The organism is Pseudomonas tolaasii NCPPB 2192 (assembly GCF_002813445.1).
Lineage (GTDB): Bacteria > Pseudomonadota > Gammaproteobacteria > Pseudomonadales > Pseudomonadaceae > Aquipseudomonas > Aquipseudomonas tolaasii.
The window spans coordinates 2168871-2186661 of record NZ_PHHD01000001.1 but is presented as its reverse complement, the minus strand read 5'-3'; the positions used below and the strand labels follow the sequence as shown (position 1 = coordinate 2186661).

Sequence of the window (17791 nt, the reverse complement as noted above, 5' to 3'; positions counted from 1 at the left end):
GATAGATATTGCATCAGGCCTCGGGAGGACCGGGCTGGGGATATTCCTCCAGCTCGGTAGTGGTCAAACGCTCGATCAAGTCGGCCTCGGCAATGCCCAGTTGATCCTGCAAGCCCCGCGCCTGGGTGTCGTAGTCGGTACGGGACAGGGTGCCGGCTTCGACCTGTTCCAACCGCTGTGCAAGCTGCTCGTGGAAAGGCTTGCTCAGCGCGTCGAATTGCACGCGGTGCTTGCTGGTGACGTAGTCTTTCCAGAAGTCCCGGGATAGCAGGGCCTGGCGTTCCTGCGGGGAGTTGTTCAAGGCCAGGATGCGTTCGCGGGCGTTCGTCAGGTCTTGCGGGGTGACGTTACCCATGGCAATGAACCGCGCCTGGCCGGGCTGGCCCGGTAGCTCCAGATCGTCCTTCAACCCATAGCGATAGGCCAGGCGAACCTCGACCTCATCAAGGCGACCGATTGCTCGGCGTTTGGCCTGGTCTGACAACTGCGGGTCGTTCCGGATCTGCTCGGTGCGCTCGGCGATCCGTTGCAGCGCCGTCTTTTCCACCTCGTCCAGACGAAACAGGCCGCGGGCCAGCTTCAGCAGGGCCGGCCCTTGCGCCGCATCACCTGCCGCCGCCTTGGCGCGGTAAACCAACTGCATCACTTCCAGGTTACTGAACGACAAGGCGGCGCGGTCACAGCACGCGGCCCGCCCGGCCCAGGTGAACATGTCTTCGCGCAGCGCCGCCGACTCGGCGCTGGGTTCGGTGATACTGTCGATCACCTCCCACACCCGCCGTTGCAGGTCTTCACGGCCGGCCGCGGGCGCTTCCATATCAGCAAGCACCTCGAAAAACCCCTGGCTGCCGGGGTCATCCCGCAGGGTGGACCATTGGGCTCCACGGCCGGCCAACTCCTGCGCATCAAAGCCCCGCGCCCAGCGCTCGAAGGGGGCGCCCAAAGGCCTCACCACCACAGGTGAGCGCAAGCCCAATGCCGTGCTGATCAGCCTCAAGGGGCGGCCACCCTGCAACTGGCCGCCCTCTTCCAGGCGTTCGGCATACGCCCGCACCTGCTGCAGGGTGGCTTCGGTCAACGGGTTGTTGCCGACGTTGGTGATGGTACTCAGGCGTACGGAGCGCTCCAGTTGCTGCTCGGTGGGTGCAATAAGGCCTTCGGGCAGCGTGGTCAGTTGGTTATGGCTGAGGTCGATTTCGTCGAGCAACGTCTGTGATTCCAGCCCAGCGGGCCAGCGCGGAATGTCGGTACCGCTCAAGCGCACCGAACGGATATCCGGAATCCGGCTGAAGTCCGGGACCATGCCCAGCGGATTGCGGCTCATCCACAGTGCCCGCAACGTGGTGCGCTCGGCCAGGACCCGGGCGCTGCCGGCGGTCAAGCGGATCTGGTTGTCGTCCAGAAACAGCCGTGTCAAACCGTGCATCTGCCCCACCGCAGGCGGCAGTTCGCGCAATTGGTTGTTCGACAGATCAAGCCAGCGCACGCCTTGAAAACCGGAGAGAAACCCCTCCGGCGAGGTGCTCAGGTTCATGCCCGTGAGCTTGAGGGAAGCGACATGGCTGAAGTCCGCCTCCAGGTCGGGCAAGCTCGGCAGCGCCAGGCCGCTGAGGTCCAGCTCCAGCCCGATAGGCGTGCCGTCAGCGGCAAATTTCATCGGGGTTTCCTGGCGCCAGCATGCCAGGATGCGGGTACGGGCCATGACGCGGTCGTCACGTTGCGCCAGGTTTTCCAGGACCTGGTTCATGCGCACGTAGCGCTGGCGCGCGCCGCCGCCGGAAAACACCCAACCGTCCAGTTGCGCCTTGAGGTCGCTGTATTCCTGGAACTGGCGAGACAACTGCCCCTCGGCGTCCTCCCCCAGGTTCCAGATGTACTGTCGGCATCGGCCAATATCGTAATTGGGGTTCATCTGCCGCACTTGGGCGATGGCGGGAGACTCCACCGAGAAACGGTCTCCGCGACCGTTGAGCAGCAGCTCAGGATGGGTGTGGGACAACCGCCGCCAATAATCGTCCAGCGCCTGTTCCGCCTGGGCGGATAAATGATTGCCCCTGATCGACGTTACCTGGTTGATCTTGATCATTTGCTCAGCGTACTCGGCCGGCGGCTCCAGGTGCTCGGGCGGGATCGTGCGCAGGTGGTTGTCCTCCAGGTTGAGTTCGCGCAGACCACTCTGATCCCGCAACCCGGTGGGCCAGTGCTCCAGTTCGGTACTCCTGAGGAACACGTACCTCAAGTGCGGCATGTTGCTCAAATCCGGGGCCAGGCCGAGAGGGTTCTGCGACAGGTCCAGCCATTCCATCCGATTGAGGCGCCCCAGTTGTTCCACAGCCTGAGGCGTCAGGCGAATCCGGTTCTTGCGCAACTGCAACTGAGTCAGTTGACTCATCTGCTCCAGGCCTTCGGGCAGCTCGCTGAGGGCTGCTTCGCGGATACTCAGGCGCTTGAGCTGCCTGAAGTTATTCAGGAAGGTCCGGGCATCGCTGTTCCACGGCGTGTTGGCCAGTTCCAGCGCTTCGACATGGCTGAAATCCGCCGTGAGCGCGGGCAGGTTGAGCGGGTGGCCAGGGACGATGCTGAGGGTGTTGGTCTGGCGACGCCAGCAACGCTTGATGGCATCGGCGAATGTCTTGACGAACCCGCCCTGGCGATCGAAGGCCGTAGTGCTCACCGGCGGGGCGTTGTCCCGCACCCAGCGCTTGAGGTCGCGCTTGAGGGTGGTGTATTCGTCCTCAAGGCGCGACAACCCGCTGCGCACCTCGGAGCCGAGTGAGTGCAGCAAGGCCTGGGTCTGGTCCTCGGTAAAGTCCGGGAACAGCCGGCGCACGCGCTCGGCCGGTGAGCGCAGGGCGTTGGCGGCCGTGTCCATCAGCTGCCGTACGCCACGACCGCCGCCGAGCAAACGCATCGAAGGGTCGTAGGCCGGCTTGAGCAGCGGTTGCTCGAGCAACGCCGTGCGCAGGTTCGCGCGTGAATCGGTACCCAGGGCTTGCAGGCGCTGGGTGTCGGCATTGGCCAACGAGTCCGCGAACAGCCCTTCCCAGGCGCGGGTCAGGCGCAACTCCTGGACCTGCCATTGGGCCTGCTCCAGCACGTTGGGCGGCAACTGGCCGGCGCTGCGAAAACGCTGCAATGCGTCGTCATCGAGGGTTTTGAGCATGTGCTCGGCCATCGCGCTCGGCAGGCTGGGGAACTGCCCCTGGAGCCGCGTGACATCGGGGTTGGCGCTGAAATTGCGCGCCTTGTAGCGCTCCTCCACCAGCGCGCTTTCAAAGGATTGGGCCTCGGCGCCGAGGTAGTGACGCAGTTGGCGTGCGCGCTCGGGCAACGACTCACTCGCCTGGCTGGGAAACTCGCTTAGCGCCGGATCATCCGCTTGAAAGTAACCCAGCACCTCTTGCAACAACTCACCACGCGCTTGTGCACCCTCGGCAAGCACTATCGCCTGGCGAGACTGACCGGGCAGCACCGGATCACTCCAGACGTGTGTGCCATCGCGCTCAAGCACCACGTAGGACTCACCCGGCAGCATGCCCCGGCGGCGCAACAGGTCCATTTGCAGCACCGGGTCGGCCTTGGCGTACACCAAGGCACTCTCCGACTTCATCTGCGCAATAAAGTCCGCCACCTCCTCCGCACCCTTGAAGCGCTGCAACGTATCGGCGAGCGCCAGGGGCACCGGTTCCTGGTCCAGATGCCCGGCGCGCAAGGCATCGGCGTCGATGCCGCTGGCCTCACAGGCCTGGCGCAGGCGCTCGGCACTCAGGCCTTGCGCAGGCTGCCCCAGGCGGCGCTGGGTCGTCGGAGCATCCCAGGTCAACGGGTGTTCAAGCTCATGCTGCCAGGCACCCTCATGGTTATGCGCCAGGCGCGGCGCGTAGGCCTGAGGACGGGTCGGATGCTGGATGCGGTATTCGGCGCTTTGCGCGTCGTAGGCCACGGCAAAGTGGTCGCCCTCCAATGGCAACACGCTTTGCCCTTGATGGGCATACAGCCCCAGTACATCCGGCTTGGCATCGGGCGCCAGCTGCACCGACACCCTGTAGGGCGTCAGATCGGCCTTCCACAGTTTTTGCTGGCCATTGGGCAGCCTCACAGGCTTGAGTGACTCAACCACCGCCGGGGTGCTGAGCGCCTTGTGCACGACCCTGCCGCCAGCCGCCATCACGCCGATAAACACCAGGTTTTCGGCCACATCAGCCAGGTGCCCCAACGCCGCCTCGCGGTCGCCTTCATGCCACTCCACCACGCCTTCGAAGGTCTCGTAGAGCAGTTGCGCGGCCATGACCGCCATCATCACTTCCCCAAGCCCCGGCACAAACATTGAGACCAGGTTCAGCGCCAGCAGCCCGGCACTTTCCAGGGCGGCAACCTTTCTGGCACGCACCGCCGCGTCCACATCCGCCGTGGGCACGGCATGGCCACGGGCGTCGGCAATCAGCTTGTCGCGCAGCTTATCGAAGTTGTCCCCCCAGAGTTCGACATTGGCTTGCCACGGCTCGCGCTTGGCGATGACCTGGATGTAAAAGTTCGGATCCTTGATCGGCTCGCGAGCGGTGGGCGCGGGGGGCAATTGTTTGGGGCCGATCAGCAGCGAGACGGTCGCCGAGACGAACGGCAAGATGTATTGACCGATGCGCAGGGTGCCGTAGGGATCACCGGGCGCGTCGGACGCGTCCTCGGTGAGGCGGCGCAGGTAGGTCGGCTGGTCGGTGTAGGCAATGGAGTTCTTGAGAAACCCTTGATAGGCAGTGAGCCCCGTGCCCCGCTTGGCGTCAGCCATCAATTGGCGGGTCAGCTCTGCCTGCAAGGCTTGAAGGTTGGGATACTTTTTCAGCGGGTGTTGCGGGTCATGGGGAATGTACACCAGCACCTCTTGGGCGTGCTGGTATTTGTCGACGGCCACGAACGCGGTGCAGCCCGACAGGCGCAGGCCCATCAGGCTCAGGTCGTTGAACCAGACCGGCTTGCCGTTGTCGCGGATCTCTCGCTCCCCTGCGATCACCGCACCCATTACGGCGTAGTCACCGGGCCCGATGTCGTGCTTGAGCAATGCGGTGTAGGCGGCCGCTTGAAGGGCGTCTTTCTGGGCCTGGATCACCAGGTCGCGCAGGCCGCTGGCGTTGTGGAAAAACGCCGTCAGCCGCGCCTGATACTGCGCACCGATGTCGAGGCGACGGCACAGGCTCAGGAAGGCTTCGATGCTCATGCCCAGGGTCACACTGGCGTCGTGTTCAGCCGGCCCGCGCTTGAAACGTGACGTGGGGGCAAAGGCACCTGACGCGCATTCATCTTCTTCGAAGTTGTGCAGCGCCGCTTGCAGCAGGCTCAGGGTCAATACCGAAAAACTGCCGATGCGGATGCCAAACGCGCCCAGTTCGACGGGTTTGCGCAGGTCCAGATAAGTGCTGTCCAGGTCCGGCTCAATACCGAACTGCGCCTTGAGTGCCGCCGCCAGCAACGGCTTGGCGAACGCTTCGGCGCCGGGCAGGCCGGCCATGGCCTGGTCGAGGGCATTTTGCGAGTGCGCGCAGGCACTGGTGTACTGCTGCAACTGGCGGCGTTCGCTGCCGTTGAGGTGGTCGAGCCAATCGACTTCATGGGTGGGCGCGGCCTTGAGGGCCTCGCGGGTGCTGGCCGACGCCTGGGTCAGCCAGGCGGGCACTGTTTGTTTGATCACCTCGTAAGCGGCGGTTTGCGGTTCGAGGCTGGATGTATCAACGGGCATGGTGACTCCTCACTGATGCTCAGGAAACCATCAGCAGACCATGCCCGGCAGCCCTCGCTGCGGTAGGTAGTTAGCGTCTCAGGCCTGCGGACGTGCCTGGCTGGCTGGGGTCGTGCGCAGACGGGTTCAACGCCTCCTCCGCCCTGCGCGAGAGGGCCATCAGGGTTTGTGTTTCATCCGCCAGCAATTGCACGTTGAGGGTCTCCAGGCCCCTGACGTAGCCCACGTCATTGACACTGGCAAACGCGTCCTCCAGCGCGTCGCGTTTTTGTGCGTTGCGCTGCTCCAGCGCGGCGATGTCCTCGGGGTAGCGCTCCTTGAGGTACGCCACCCAATAGTCGCGGCTGATCAGGTTTTCGTGGAACGCGTCGGAGTGTTCCAGGGCCTCGATGGCACGCGCGTGACCTTCCATGGTCGCGCCGCCGATGGGGGTGGCGTAGCGCATTTTTTCCGGCACGCCTTGAAGGTCCAGGCGCCGACGCAGGCCGATCAGGTATTGCAGGCGCACTTCGGCCGCGTCGGAGTTGGGGCGGATATGCCTGGCCGCCAGTTGCTCGACCTGCTCCAGGCGAAACAGGTTGCGCGACAAGCTCAGCAGCGCCGAGCCTTTGCGAGCAAGATCGGTGGGGTCGAGGTCGCGCAAGATGTCGAACTCCAGCACCTTGATCTCCAGGGCACTGAAGGTCAGGATCCGCCCGTCGCTGCAGGTGCCGTGGGTGTTGGACATGCCGAACAGGGTTTCACGCAGTTCGGCATTGCTGCCCGCCGCTTCTATCACCCGCCACACCCGCGCAGTGAGTGAGGCTCGGGCCAGGTCGAAGTCCTTGGTCTGAGGCAGCAGCGACAGCAAGTTGAAGAACGCGGCATTGTCAGGCTCGTGCGCCAGTTGGTCCCACAGCTCGCCCAGTCGTGCCTGCTCATCGGCCGGCAGGTTGTGCAGCCAGGTTTCACGATCGGCAGCGGTGACAGGCGCTTCCCTCAGGACTTCATCAGGCAATACCGGAAACTCTTCGGCCTCATCCGGCTCGCTTTCCGTATCACTGGAGGTGGGATGCTCCAGCTCGCTGATTTGCTGCTGCACATCGGCACTGCTCATGCCCAAGGCAGTGTCGCTGCCGACGCGCCGGGCATAGGCCTGCAAGCGGCGCAGGTCTTCGAGGTCAAAATTGAAGTTTTCGGACAGGTCGGTGCCGGCCATCAACGCGTCGTGTTCGCCCTCAAGCGCGCCGGGCGGAATCGCTTCGAGCGGGTTGCTGCTCAGGTCCAGGGTACGCAGCTGCGTGGCCCGCAGCACGCCGTCAGGCCAATGGGCCAGCTCATTGTTGCTCAGGTTCAGGGATTCCAGGCCGTCCAGAGTGTCGAGGCTAAAGGTTTCCAGATCACAGTAACTGACATCCAGCCAGCGCAGGTTTTCGATTTGCTCCAGCGTGGGATAGAGCCGTTCGGGATCGCTGATGCCAACCCCCGACAGGTCCAGCCTCTCCAGTAAGGCCATGCCTTCCAGAGCCGGCGGCAGTGACACCAGTTGATTACCGCTGAGAGTGAGGGTTTTGACCTCGGGGAAGGCCCGCAGGAAAGCGTCGGACCCAGGCCCGGTAAGCTGCACACCGTTAAGGTTCAGGCGCTCGACAGGGTGCAAGGTAACGGGCAACGCGGGCAGCTCGCCAAGGGTCAGACCGTGGAAGTTGAGCTCGACGGCCGCCTCTCCCACCGGCCTGGACTGGCTCGCGCGCCAGCAGTCGAGGATGCGTTGCGCGGCCACTCGCCGGGCGCCGGCAGTCACCTTCAAAGTGCTACTTCGCGAGAACTCACGGGTGAACAGCCAACTGTTCAGACACCGGGTCAACCCGGCCTCGATCGCATCGGTTACAGGCATTGGCAACAACTGCCGGGCAATGGCGCTGCCGCTCTCGCGGGGCGGGAAAACCTCGCCCATCGGCTGTTGTTCAAAGCGGCTCAAGGTGGCGTCTTCCAGCCCCAGGTTGCGCTCGACCCGCTGGCGCGCCACACCCAGTTCCGCCCGGGCCTTGGGGGTCAGGGGCAAGCCGGAAAACTGGCTGTCGAGCAACAGGCGGTCTTCGGCCAGCGCCGTGGCCGGCAGTTGGGTAATCCGGGTATCGCGCAGGTCCAGCCAGGTGAGCTGCGGCAGGTGCTCGGCGCCGGTGGGCCATTGACTCAAGTGGCTGGCGCGCAGGTTGAGGGCTGTCAATTGATTCAGCCCGCTCACATCCAGCGTCTGCAACGGGTTGTTGGCCAGGTTCAGGTGTTCCAGCGCCGGCCACTCGCCCGGCGCCACCGTCAGTTCGGTCAGACTCGCGCCAGAGACATCCAGGCTGCGCAACCCGCCGAAGCCGCGCAGAAAGCGGCTCAGTTGTGCCGAGGGGACTATGGCATTCGGCATCTGCAGGGTGGCTACTGCATCGAATAGGCCGGCAGGCAAGTGGGGCATGTCACTGACGACCAGGCCCGGCACCGTCAACGTGACGGGGTCGAGCCGCCCGAAGCGTTGCAACAGACCGTCGTTCCAGGCCTTGCGCAGGCTTTCGGCAAGCCCCGTGCGGGCAAACCGTTGCAGGTTCTGAGCATCCTGCGTTAACCAATTGTCGAGGCTGCGGGACAGCTCGGCGTATTCGCCGCTCAGTGCCTCTATGGCGTCGAACTGCGCCTGCGAACTGGTCCAGCGCTCGAAGAACAAGGCCTTGAGTGGTCCGCTCAAAGGTGTGTTAAAGCCGATTTTGCGGCCAAGGCCCTCATCCAGCAGCCCGCCACAGTACTCACGGACCATCTCGTCCTGGTCGATCAAGTGCTCCGGATGGTTGCGCACAAATTCATAGGCGGCCCTGAACCGCTCGCGATTGAAACTCGCCCAGTTCATCGACAGCTTGGCCCACTGGCTCTCTTGGCCAGGCGCAAACAGTTGATCCGGCAGCTGATCAATGGACGATGCCTTCAGATCCAGGCGCTGCAATTGCGACAGTTCGAGTGCGCCCAGCGGGAACTGCTTTTGCCCGCCCCCCGACAGCCTCAGGCTGCGCAGGCGCCGCAACCGGCTGACATCCAGCGGCTGGAGTGAGCCGAGGGTTGAGTGCAGGTCCAACTGTTCCAGGCCGGTAAGGCCTTGCAGCCGGTTCAATTCCTCGGTCGACAATCCGGTACCGGAGAAGATCTTGAGCTGCCGCAATTGTCCCATTCCCTCCAGGGCCTGGGGCACGCTGAACGGCGGCGTATCGGCGCCGGCCAATGTCAGCTCCTGCACATTGGGAAAGTAGCCCAGGAGCTGGTCGATATTCCCATCGATCATGCCCCGCCCACCGACGTTCAAGGTGCGCACATGGGAAAAATCTGCACTCAGGGGCGGCAGGGGGAACTCGCCGACCAACTGCAACTCAGCGTGCCCGGGAAGCTCGGCCAGAGGGGCGTTGCGCCAGCAGGCCTTGAGCGCTCGCACGATGCCGGGGCGCGAGTCCATTTGCGGGTAGCGGCGGATAAACAGGTCAGTGGATTCGGTGAGCATCCAGGTGTCGAGGGTCGACTCCAACTGCCGCCATTCGCTCAGGCGATTGTTGAGCAGGGTGAAGATCTGCGCGTCGCTCTTGTCGGCGAGCATTTGCCTGAGGATAAAACCGTTGGCCTGGTCTTCGGTCATCTGCGGGTACACGTCCTGCACACGACTGACCAATGACGGTGACGTGCCCTGGCCTCGGCCGCTGGCCGGATAGCCCAGCCCTTTGGCGCCGATGCGCTGGGGTGGCTTGAAGGTCGGGCGAGGCGACGACTGTTGCTTGATCAGGCGCGCCGACTCCAACCGGTGCGCGGTGGCGTAGTCGATGATGGCGCGGCGCAGCTCAAGGCTCTGGCCTACATGGGGCAGGCCAATGGCCTGACGCGCCTCGTCGGGCATGGCATGCATCAACGAGGCGTAGAAGTTGTCGCCATCGCGCCCCAGGCTGTTGAGGGTCTCGCCACGCTCGTTGAACGCCTGGTATTGCGGCCCGCGCTTGACCAGATACTTGCGCTGGCTTGCCGCCTCGCTGCCGATGCCATCGAGCAGCGTGCCACTGATACTGCCCTCGCGCACCTCAATGCGCAGTTGATCCGACCAACCCGGCAGCTTGCTCAAGGTGTGCAGGGCCAGGCGCTTGCTGTCGGCCGAGACGAGGTTTTGCATGTGCAAGCCGGTGTAGGCGCGCCCCAGGCGGCCCTGGCTGACCTGCCAGCGGGCATGTTCCTGCATGGCCAGGGGCACGCGGCCGGTGGCGCGCAGCCGGGCGATTTGCTCGGCATCGGCGTCGGCCAGCACCTGTTGCGCGGCGTGCTCGCTCAGGCCGGGGTACAGGCGTTGCAGTTTGGCGACAAAGGGGTCGGGCAGCTCGGTGCCTTTATAGAGGCTGTCGAACAGCGCCGGCTGGCGGCTGCGGGCGAAATCGGCCAATTGTTTGCGCAGCTCCAGAGGTCGGTTCTCAGGCACCCGCGCAGGCTCGCCACCGAGCATGCCGACAATTTCCGACTCATCGAGCGCCGCCAGGATGCGGGCCGGCATTTGGCTGCCGAGCACATCAGCGCGGCTGATGCGAATCGGCGCTTTGCGTACGACCCCGTGATACAGGCGCTCGGTGCCGTAACGCTGGACGGGACCGGCAAGATCCGCCCCCTCGAATACCTCCAGCACCCGGCCCACGGGCCAGCGCGGCATGTCGGTGAGCAACGGCAGGACGTAAAGGTAGCGGTCGTCCACGGCCTTGCCGGTGCTGATTTGCTCGATAACCTGCGCAACGTCACGGTCGGCCTTGAACAGGCGCAAGGTGTCGGCCAATGCCGCCGGAAGCGGCGTCTCATCCAGATACATCTGGCGCAAGGCGCCATCGGACGTGGCGCTGATATCGGCGATGCTCAACAATTGCTCATCGTCGAACCCGTCCGTGACCGGGCCGAGGCGGCGCATCAAGGTCTGCCGGTCCCAGGTCTGCGGGCGCTCCAGGGTGTGCCGCCAGGCCCCGAAGCCGTTATCCCTCAAGACTGGCTGATAGGCATCCGGATTCGTGGGGTGGCGAATCCGCCAGCGGCCGAGGGCAGCGTCGTAGGTTTTTTCATAAAACCCGTCGCCCGGGCGGATATAGGTTTTGCCGGCATGCAGGTATTGACCCCGGGCATTGGGGGTAATGTCGGCCGGCAGAGTGTCGGGGCTGGCATAACCTTTGAGGTCTGACTTGCCCAAACGCACCTGCCCATTGGGCAGAGTCACTGGGTCGAGGGCTTCGATCAGCGGTTCGGGCCTGGCCGCCGCGATGCTGGAAACGACTTTGCCGACACCCGCCATCACTGCCAGGGTCGCCAGGTTCTCGGCGACGTCCACCAAATGCGCCTTGGCGGCGCGGCGGTCGCCTTCGGCCCATTCCAGGCTGCCTTCGAAGGTTTCGTACAACAACTGACCCGCCATCACCGTCATCATCACTTCGCCCAGTACGGGCACGAACATCGACACGGTGTTGAGCACCATCAGACCGGCATTGAGCAAGGCGGCGATCTTGGCCGAACGCACACGGGCGTCCACATCCGCCGTTGGCACCGCATGGGCGGCGGCGTCGTTGAGGATTTTGTCGCGGTGACGGGTGTAGAGGTGGTCCCAGAGGTCGGGGTTTTCTTCCCACAGCCCACGGCCTTTGATCAGAATGGAACCGGGATTGAGGTAGGGGTCCGGGTTGGGCAGTCTGGCCCGGGGCGCAATGGGGGGCAACTCCTTGATGCCGGTTAGCGCAGCGAACGGATTGATGCCTTTGTTCAGCGTATTGAGCAACGGCGCATAAGGCGCCAAGGCTGCGCCGAAATTGGCGGCGGGGGCTTCTTCGGTCAGCCCGGCGAAATAGTCGGGAAGGTCGGCATAGGCCACGAACTGGCTGAAAAACTGCTGGTAGGCAGTGGGCGTGCCATCGCCGGGGTCTGGCTGGTCGCGGGCGTTGAAGCGTTGTTTGAACATGGCGGCGAACTGCGCCCAGTTATAGCGCTTCAGGGGATGAAACGGATCGTTGGGGATGTAGAGAATCACCTCGTCGCCATAGCGATATTTCTTCACGATCACGAAGGCCACGCAGCCGATCATGCGTTTTTTCATCAAGCCCAGGTCGCGCAGCCACACCTGCTTATCCCCCATCCAGGGATGCCGCTCACCGTTGATCATCGACAGGATCATCGCGTGGTCTGCAGGCTCGATGTCCTTGCTCAACAAGGCGGCCTCGGCCGCAGCTGCCAGGTCGGCTTTGCGCGCGCTGATGAAGGTTTCTCGCAGCGTCCGCTCCGCCACCGGGTCCGTGGGCTTGAGGTAGCTCTTGAGATGACGCTGATACTGCGCGCCGATATCCAGGGAACGGCACAGACGGGTGAACTGCACCACCGTCAACGGGGTAGTGACCGGTTCGATGTTGCCGCCCGCCGCCGTGAGGGTGAAAAACCCGGACGTTCGATCAAAGGCGTCGTCCGTGCATTCGCCCTCTTCGAAATTGTGCAACGCGGCCTGCAACAGCGGGATGCGCAGCACTTCGAAGTGGCCCACACGGATGTCGAAGAGTGTCACCTCCAGGGGTTTTCTCAGGACCAGCAGGGTTTTATGCACATCCAGATCGACCTTGAACTGCTCACTCAAGGCCTTGACCAGCAAGGGCTCGGCAAAGGCGTCGATGTCTTGCACGGGGGCCATGGCCTTGTCGAGGGCGGTTTGTGCGGTGAAGCTGGCGCGGGTCTTGTCGTGCAGGGTCTGGAGCTGGGCGGGGGTAGCGTTGCGGTACCAGTCCGGCACCGGCGCCGCTGCCTGCTTGAGCTGGGCGCGCCGTGACGGCGTGGCATCGGTCAGCCACGCGGGGCTGGCTTGTTCAAGGTAGTCGCGGTGAATGCTCAGGGTTGCCGCAGGGGGTGCGGCAGGAAGATCGGCCATGATGTCGCTCCAGTTAAAGGGAGCATCAGCACACCATGGCCGAGCCAGACAACCGCGCTAGATAGTTAGCGCCGGGCCGCTTTTTTCAGAAGTGTTCCCGTGGGTTGAACGCGGCCTTTTTCGCCAGTTCCTGCCACAGGGCGATGGTTTCGTCGTCGGCCTGCTTGGGCATCACGGCCTTGAGCTGGATGTACAGGAAACCCCGCTCGCCGGCCTTGTTCAGCAAGCCATGGCCCTTGGCGCGCATACGCTGGCCATTCTGGCTGCCGGCGGGCACCTTGAGGTTGATCTTGCCGGTCAGCGTCGGCACCGCCACTTCTGCGCCCAACGCCAGTTCCCATGGCGCCAGCGGCAGCGTGATCACCAGGTTTTCGCCTTCGACTTCGAACTTCGAATGGGGCGCAAACTTGATGATCAGGTAAAGGTCGCCATTGGCCCCGCCACCGATACCCGGTGCGCCCTGCGCCTTTAGGCGGATGCGCTCGCCGTCGGCCACACCGGCCGGAATTTTCACATTCAGGCTCTTGGTGGTGTTGGTCACATGCCGGCCCGAGGCGTCGTACTGCGGCACCTGGAAGCTGATCTGCTTGGATTCGGCCGACAGGGTCTCTTCAAGCGACACCGTCAGTTGCATCTCCACGTCCTGGCCCTTGCGCCCGGCTGGACGGCGCTGGCCGCCACCGAAGGCATCGCCACGGGAGCCGAAGATCGAACTGAAGAAGTCCGAGAAGTCCTCACCGCCGCCCCCGCCAAAGCCGCCACGGCTCTGCCAGCCCGGTGGCCCCTGGAACGGTTGCCCATGCTGGCCGTATTTGCGCAGCTCGTCGTACTCGGCGCGCTTGTCGGCGCTCTTGAGCGCTTCGTAGGCTTCGGACGCGTCCTTGAACTTGGCTTCAGCGTCTTTTTCCTTGCTCACATCCGGGTGATATTTACGCGCGAGCTTGCGATACGCGGCCTTGATTTCCTTGTCGTCAGCCGTCGGCTCTACGCCCAATATCTTGTAGTAATCTTTGAAATCCATCGGCGGTTCACCATCCTTAATCGAGATCGCACAGCCCGGGGCACAACGTGCGCTGGTTTGCACTTGTTGAGTGATGTGGCCCGGGGGTGCGTCAAAGTGTTATCGGCGCTTGCCGTATGCAGCAGATGTGGGGGCAAATTCCCGGCTTTCAAGGCGTATTTACAGATAGCCGGCCTACGCATCCGCCCGCGACTGGCATACACTGCGCGGCCGTTTTTCAACCGGAACCTGATTGTCATGGAAAACCCATCCCCAGCCCGTGCCTGCGGTATCGACTTCGGCACGTCCAACTCCACCGTCGGCTGGATTCGTCCCGGCATGGAAACGCTGCTTGCGCTGGAGGACGACAAGATCACCTTGCCGTCGGTGGTGTTCTTCAACTTCGAGGAGCGCCGTCCGGTGTACGGTCGCCTGGCGCTGCACGAGTACCTGGAAAACTACGAAGGCCGCCTGATGCGCTCGCTCAAGAGCCTGCTGGGTTCCAAGCTGATCAAGCACGACACCAGCGTGCTCGGCACCGCAATGCCGTTCACCGACCTGCTGGCGCTGTTTATCGGCCAGCTCAAGAGCCGCGCCGAAGCCACCGCCGGCCGTGAGTTCGAAGAAGTGGTGCTGGGCCGCCCAGTGTTTTTCGTCGATGACGACCCGCTGGCCGACCAGGAAGCCGAAAACACCCTGGTCGATGTAGCCCGCAAGATCGGCTTCAAGGACATATCGTTCCAGTACGAGCCGATTGCCGCGGCATTCGACTACGAGTCCACCATCGAGAAAGAAGAGCTGGTACTGATCGTCGACATCGGCGGCGGTACTTCCGACTTCTCCCTGGTGCGCCTGAGCCCGGACCGTCGCCATAACGACAACCGCCAGAGCGACATCCTCGCCACCGGCGGTGTGCACATCGGCGGGACCGACTTCGACAAGCAGCTCTCGCTCAACGGCATGATGCCGTTGTTCGGCTACGGCAGCCGCATGAAGAGCGGCGCCTACATGCCCACCAGCCACCACATGAACCTGGCCACCTGGCACACCATCAACTCGGTGTACTCGCAGAAATCCCAGCTGGCCCTGGGCAGCATGCGCTACGACATCGAAGACACCGGCGGCATCGACCGCCTGTTCAAGCTGATTGAACAGCGTGCCGGGCACTGGCTGGCGATGGAAGTGGAAGAGACCAAGATCCAGCTGACCCATGAAGACAGTCGCCATGTGCCGCTCGACCGTATCGAAGCGGGCTTGAGCGTGGACTTGAGCCGGGCGCTGTTCGAATCGTCCATCGACGGCCTGCTGGAGCGCGTGCGCGGCAGCGTGACGCAATTGCTCAATGACGCTTCGGTGAGCGTGGCGCAGGTGGACACGGTGTTCTTTACCGGCGGCTCCAGCGGAATCCCGGCGCTGCGCCACAGCATCTCGGCGATGTTGCCGAATGCGCGGCATGTGGAAGGCAATATCTTTGGCAGTATCGGCAGTGGTCTGGCGATTGAGGCCAGCAAGCGGTACGGCTACTGAGTTTTAGCTGGAAGACCGAGGCACCTCTATCGCGGGCAAGCCCGCTCCCACACCTGGAATGCATTTCAGATGTGGGAGCGGGCTTGCCCGCGATGGCCTCAGCTCAGGCAATACAAGGCTTAAACCAACCCGCCCAGCTTCAGCTCACTCTTGAGATACGCATAATAAATCGGCCCCGCCACCACCCCCGGCAGCCCGAATGCGGCCTCGAACACCAGCATCGCCAGCAGCAACTCCCACGATTTGGCACTGATCTGCCCGCCGACAATGCGCGCGTTGAGGAAATACTCGACCTTGTGGATAACGATCAGATAGCCCAGCGCCGCCACCGCCACCCAGATCGACAATGACAACGCGACGATGGTGATCAGGGTATTGGAGATCAGGTTGCCAATCACCGGCAACAGGCCTACCAGAAAGGTCAGCACGATCAGGGTTTTGGTCAGCGGCAGGTGAATCCCGCACAGCGGCAGCACCACGGCGAGGAATACGGCGGTGAACGCGGTGTTGAGCGCAGCGATTTTGATCTGGGCGAAAACGATATTGCGAAAGGCTTGCACCAGCAGGTGCAGGCGATCGAACAGCGCGGCAGCCAGCGGCTTGCGTTTGGTCAGGTCGGGCACGCGTTGCAGGGCGATGATGGCGCCGAGCACCATACCGATCAGCAGGGTGACAAACATGTGGGCGGCGTCTTTGCCGACCAGTTGCAGCTCGCTCAGGTGCTTGCTCAGCCAATCGCCGATGGCCACGCGAAACTCGGCAGCGCTGGCCGGCAGGTAGGCATCGACGAACGGCGGCAACTGGCCGCGTGCGCGGTCGACCACGCCCATGAATTTGTCGAGTGAAGCGCCGGGGTTTTCCGCTTCGTGAAGCAGAAAGCTGATGGCGCCGGCAAAGATCAGTGTCAGCACGCTGACGATCAACGTCCCCAGCAACGCCACCGCCAGCCAGCGCGCGCGCCGCCCTTCGATCAGTCGCTGCAACTGCGGGGTGAGCATATTGACCAGCTCATACACCAGCAGGCCAGCCAGCAGGCTGGGCAGCAGCTTGAGCGGCAGGACGAGCAGTAACCCACCGAAAATGATGATGCAACTGACCAGCAACAACACGTGACGCTGAGAAAACGTTGGCATACAGCCTCAAAACGAACGGCGTTAAAGGATTGGCAGTCTGCCAGCCTTGAGGGAATCAAGCGAGGGGTGTCAATTGCGAACACTGTCAATGTGGAGGCGGGCTTGTGTAGGAGCTGGCTTGCCTGCGATGCAGGCACCTCGGTCTTCAGCTTGATTGAGGTGATGCCATCGCAGGCAAGCCAGCTCCCACACAAGCCCAGCCCCCACAAGGGGATTCGCGAACTTAGCTACCTTTGAGGCACGTGCTCATAAAGGTCTTGCGCGCATCGCCGGTCAGCGCCTTGGTTTTCGCCGAGGCGTTGCAGTCTTTCATCTTCTGTTGCTGCGGGGTCAGGGTCTTGGCGTCGTTGGCCGCAGGGGCCGACAGGCAGGTCTTCATAAAGGCTTTACGGTCATCGCCCTTGAGCGTCTTGGTGGTCGCCTCGGCGTTGCAGGTGGTCATCTTGTTTTGCTGAGCGGTGGCGGCAAAGCCTTGTGAGCACAGCAGCAGACCCATCATCAACAGCGGAATACGCAGCATCTTCATGGAGTTTTCTCCCTGTTGCCGCGTCGAAAGTGCGCGGCCTACACGGCAGTGTAGTCAAAGCCTGTTACATCTCTACCGACCACGAATATTCGACCGGCGGTACTGCTCCGGGGTGCAGCCCGCGTGGCGCTGGAACATGGCGATGAAGGCCGAGGCGGTGCTGTAACCCAGGTCGAACGCCACGTGTTGCACACTGCGCTCGCTGTCCAGCGCCTCAATGGCGGCCAGGTAACGCAGGCGCTGGCGCCACTCGCCGAAGCTCATGCCCACTTCCCGTACGAATTGACGGGCCAGGGTCCGCTCACTCACGTGAATCTGTTCAGCCCAATGCGCCAATGGCCGGTTGTCGGCGGGGTCAGCCTGCATGCCTTCGAGCACGCCGAGCAAACCGGGGTGGCGGGCGTAGGGCAGGAAGCAATCGTGTATCGGCGCTTGCCTGAGCTGGTCCACCAGCACCTGGGCCAGGCGGATATCGGCCTCGGTCTGCGGAATGTTGACGTCCCGCCGCGCAAAGTCACCGAGGATGGCTTTAAGAATTTCGCTGATCGCCAGCGTGCACGGCTGTTGCGGCAATTGCTCGCACAGCGCCGGCACCAGCCCTACCGAGCGGTAGGACGCCGCCTGGGCATTGTAGGAACCGTGCTCGGTATTCGGCGGGATCCAGACCGCGTACTGCGGCGGCGACATAAAACGGCTGCCGGCGACTTCCATGCGCATCACGCCATTGGCGGAATAATCCAGGCACCCCCAGGTGTGCCGATGCTGAGTGCACTCGGTGTCGGGGGCGAAATCCGAGTAGCGAAAGTACACAGGGCTCGGCAGGCTGGGGAAGTCCGCAAGGCGGACGGTGTATCTGGGCATGTTGTCTGGTTCTAGAGGCCGTTTGTCTGGATCGCAGTATAGGCTTCTATCCAGACAAGGGATAATCACGCCACTTCACCCAATCTGG

7 protein-coding genes are annotated in these 17791 nt (G+C 63.2%); 1 reads left to right on the top strand and 6 read right to left on the bottom strand.

The features are described from left to right. Positions 1-13: 13 nt before the first annotated feature. The 3 genes from ATI14_RS10075 to ATI14_RS10065 form a co-directional block, all read right to left on the bottom strand. Positions 14-5731: an NEL-type E3 ubiquitin ligase domain-containing protein gene (locus ATI14_RS10075; protein ID WP_080520631.1), complete on the bottom strand. Its 5718-nt coding sequence runs from the start codon at positions 5729-5731 to the stop codon at positions 14-16. Between the two features lie 70 nt (positions 5732-5801). Further along, positions 5802-12656, bottom strand: coding sequence for an NEL-type E3 ubiquitin ligase domain-containing protein (locus ATI14_RS10070; RefSeq protein ID WP_080520632.1), 6855 nt, complete (start codon positions 12654-12656; stop codon positions 5802-5804). Positions 12657-12741: 85 nt separating this feature from the next. Next, entirely contained in the window at positions 12742-13677 is a 936-nt protein-coding gene (locus tag ATI14_RS10065) for a DnaJ C-terminal domain-containing protein (RefSeq protein ID WP_016972555.1), read from the bottom strand. Between the two features lie 237 nt (positions 13678-13914). On the opposite strand from ATI14_RS10065, the gene ATI14_RS10060 reads away from it, so the two are divergent. Further along, positions 13915-15183, top strand: coding sequence for an Hsp70 family protein (locus ATI14_RS10060; protein ID WP_016972556.1), 1269 nt, complete (start codon positions 13915-13917; stop codon positions 15181-15183). Between the two features lie 119 nt (positions 15184-15302). Here the strand turns inward: ATI14_RS10060 and ATI14_RS10055 are convergent, their stop codons facing one another. The 3 genes from ATI14_RS10055 to ATI14_RS10045 all read right to left on the bottom strand — a co-directional run bounded on the left by ATI14_RS10055 (position 15303) and on the right by ATI14_RS10045 (position 17703). Continuing rightward, positions 15303-16316, bottom strand: coding sequence for an AI-2E family transporter (locus tag ATI14_RS10055; protein ID WP_016972557.1), 1014 nt, complete (start codon positions 16314-16316; stop codon positions 15303-15305). A gap of 223 nt (positions 16317-16539) precedes the next feature. Then, positions 16540-16842, bottom strand: a complete 303-nt coding sequence (locus ATI14_RS10050) for a PsiF family protein (protein ID WP_016972558.1) — start codon at positions 16840-16842, stop codon at positions 16540-16542. Positions 16843-16914: 72 nt separating this feature from the next. Then, positions 16915-17703, bottom strand: coding sequence for an AraC family transcriptional regulator (locus ATI14_RS10045; RefSeq protein WP_016972559.1), 789 nt, complete (start codon positions 17701-17703; stop codon positions 16915-16917). Between the last annotated feature and the right edge of the window lie 88 nt (positions 17704-17791).